This is a genomic window from uncultured Thiodictyon sp. (assembly GCF_903828115.1).
Classification (GTDB): domain Bacteria; phylum Pseudomonadota; class Gammaproteobacteria; order Chromatiales; family Chromatiaceae; genus Thiodictyon.
Genome location: NZ_CAIKKU010000877.1, coordinates 1 through 2,801, shown reverse-complemented (window position 1 = coordinate 2,801; position 2,801 = coordinate 1). Strand labels below are relative to the sequence as shown.

At 67.1% G+C, this 2,801-nt stretch carries 2 protein-coding genes; both read right to left on the bottom strand.

The window, feature by feature from the left end:
- Positions 1 to 240: 240 nt before the first annotated feature.
- On the bottom strand, positions 241 to 1,716 hold the full coding sequence (locus tag QZY48_RS32980) for an esterase-like activity of phytase family protein (protein WP_295438773.1): 1,476 nt from the start codon (positions 1,714 to 1,716) through the stop codon (positions 241 to 243).
- A gap of 8 nt (positions 1,717 to 1,724) precedes the next feature.
- A complete protein-coding gene (gene phoU, locus QZY48_RS32975) occupies positions 1,725 to 2,393 on the bottom strand; it encodes a phosphate signaling complex protein PhoU (RefSeq protein WP_295438771.1) in 669 nt (222 codons plus the stop codon).
- Between the last annotated feature and the right edge of the window lie 408 nt (positions 2,394 to 2,801).

Sequence of the window (2,801 nt, the reverse complement as noted above, 5' to 3'; positions counted from 1 at the left end):
CGAATAATCCGACCACGATTACGACAACGACAACGACGCCCGGTCCATGAGAACGTCCGGTAGCTGTAGCTGTAGGATACGCGATGCGTACCCTACGACATGTGCGTTAACACATCCGTTCTAATCGCACCCCTGCAGCCCGTGCGGCAAGGGCCCCGACCGCTAACGATCCGTACTTGAGGCCAACCGTGGCGCCTTAAAGCCGGGATCACCAGGCGGCGACGGGGCATCCTTGCGGGGTCACTCGTGCCCCTTGCCGCCGCGCCGCCGCAGGCCGCCGTGAACGCCGCGCCCCAGGCCCAGCAGGCCGGCACCGATCAGCCACAGCGTCGGGGCCGCGGGGACCAGTTGCTCCTGGTAGCCCGGCAGGTCGCTGAACGGGATGCCCACGACATAGAACTGGTTGGGTCCGGCCTCGGTCGGCAGAAAATCGTTGTCGTTGGCGATGAACAGGGTGTGATAGTCGGTGGCGTCGAACACCAGGTCGGGGCCGAAGGCCAGGCCTTCGATCTTGGCCGGGATGGCGGTGCTCGCGATGCCGGCGGCATTGAGCAGTGTCACCAGGTCCACCACCGGCAGGGCGCTCTTGGCGACCACGGTCTTGCCCACCATCGTGAGGTTGGACAACACCGGCTCATTCATCACGTCCGTGGCCCCGGTGATATCGATCTTGAAGACCTGCTTGATGACCGCCGCGCTCCCGTCGCCGAGACCCTTGCCGTCACGCTCATCGACCAGGAATTCGTGATCGTTCACCGCGACCAGATCGCTCACCCCGGACCCGGTGGTCAACTGATACGCATACTCATGGGTCGCCTGACCGCTCACAATGTCGAAGGTCACGATCCGCAGGTACTTGTTCTTGTCCTGAAGCGCCGCCGCCTGGACGATACCGACCAGCGTCTTGCCGTCGGGCGTGATGGCCAGGCCCTCCATCCCCTTGTTTGCGACCCGCCCACTGCTGTTGTTGGGGGCGTCCTCGGCGGCCGTGGTCGGACCGAGGGTGGCGACGGCGAGGTTGCCCGGGACTGCGAAGGTGCGGATGCGCTCGCCGGTGGCGCGGTCGAATTGGTAGACGTAGGGCCCGTATTCATCCGAGACGAAGAGGCTGCGACCATCGGGCGACACGCGCACCGCCTCGGGATCGAAGCGGGCATTGGCGGCGTTGGTGGACCCGGTGCCGGCGAAGTTGTCCGAGCGCCCGGTGAAATAGTTGACACCCGGCGAGTTCTGCGACGGCACGCCGCTGCCCAGCGTGTAGCCCGAGCCGGTCCCCAGGGAGCCGTCCCCATAGTTCAGCGGGGTCGCGCTCCACATCAGGGTGGTCGCATTCAAGACCGGGTTCAGCAGATAGGGTTGATTGACGCCCGCCACGTAGTTCGGATTCACCACCAGGCCCATGCCGATGGTCTGAAACCGGTCGATATAGGAGCTGGTATTATCGACCAATGGGTTATAGACGGTGGCGTTGGGGCCGCGGTCCGGGGTGGCGATGAAGGTGTTGCCGCCCGCATAGGCGAGGCCGGACCCGATACCGCCCAGCAGGTCCCCGCGTACCCCGTTCTCCATCGGCGCGGTCAATCCGGACAGGTCCGCATTCGGCCCGGCGGTACTCTGCGTGAGTGTGCCGGTGGCGAACAATACCGGCGAGGCGTGCGTCATGGGCGCGAGCAAGGCCGACGCCATCAGGGTCGGCAAGAGTAGGGTCTTGTTCATGGGGGGGCTCAGTTCAAGTCGGGGATTTCACCGGTCGCGAGGTAGACCACGCGCTCGGCGATATTGGTCGCGCGGTCGGCGACGCGCTCGTAATAGTGGGCGATCCAGGACAGGGCCAGGGCCGGCGCGGCCACGGCCGGGTTGTCCCGGATCAGGTCGACGACGGCGTCGAGCGCCGCACGCTGGAGGGCGTCTACCTGATCGTCCCGGGCCGCCACGGCCCGCGCCAGGGCCTCGTCACCGCCCTCGCGCGTGTAGGCGCGCAATGCGTCCCGGAACATCCCCAAGGCGGCATCACCCATCTGGGCGATGCCGGCCGTCAGGTTCCCCGGCAGTTGACCCCACTCCTCACGCAGCAGGATGCGGGCCACATCGGCCGCGTAATCGCCGATGCGCTCCAGTTCCGCCACCAGTTCCAGCGAGGCGGCGATCCTGCGCAGGTCCGACCCGGCGGGCTGGTACGCGGCCAGCGCCAGCACGGCCTCCTGCTCCAGGATGCGGCGGGCGAGGTTGATGGAGGCATCGCCATCGACAACCTCACGGGCCAGGGCCAGGTCCTGGGTGCGCAGGGCCTCCAGCGACTTCGCCAAGGCCGTCGCGACCTCCTCCCCAAGGGCGAGCAGCCCCTGTGTCAGCGCCTCGCGTTTCTTCTCGACCAACAGGGGGGATTGAATCATCGTGCGCACCTCTGGGGTAAGCGCCGTCCACCCGCGGCCGACGCTTCGCTATACCGTGAACGTCGCGCGGCGGCGCGGTGGGAGCGGCTTCAGCCGCGACGGGCCGCGTGCGGAACGCGGCAGCGGCGTTCGGCGCCGCGCCGCATCGCGGCCGCAGGGGACTATCATGTTCCGGGGTGGCCCACGAGCCGTCCGGGCCGTTAGCTTATCGGCATCGTCTTACGGTTTGGTTACCATAGGCACACACGTAACAAAGTTATCGTGAAAGTCGCGCGGCGACGCTGTGGGAGCGGCTTCAGCCGCGACGGGGCGTCGCAGCTGACCGCGGTCTCGGATCGCCGCTGCAAGCCGCGCCCACAAAATAGACTCCGGCCACGCGCCCTTGCGGCAACCCGTCGCGGCCTGGGG

What these genes read in the sequence shown, in the direction of transcription:
- QZY48_RS32980 (WP_295438773.1), bottom strand. Translation starts at nt 1,716, where the DNA reads ATGAACAAGACCCTACTCTTGCCGACCCTGATGGCGTCGGCCTTGCTC.
- phoU (WP_295438771.1), bottom strand. Translation starts at nt 2,393, where the DNA reads ATGATTCAATCCCCCCTGTTGGTCGAGAAGAAACGCGAGGCGCTGACA.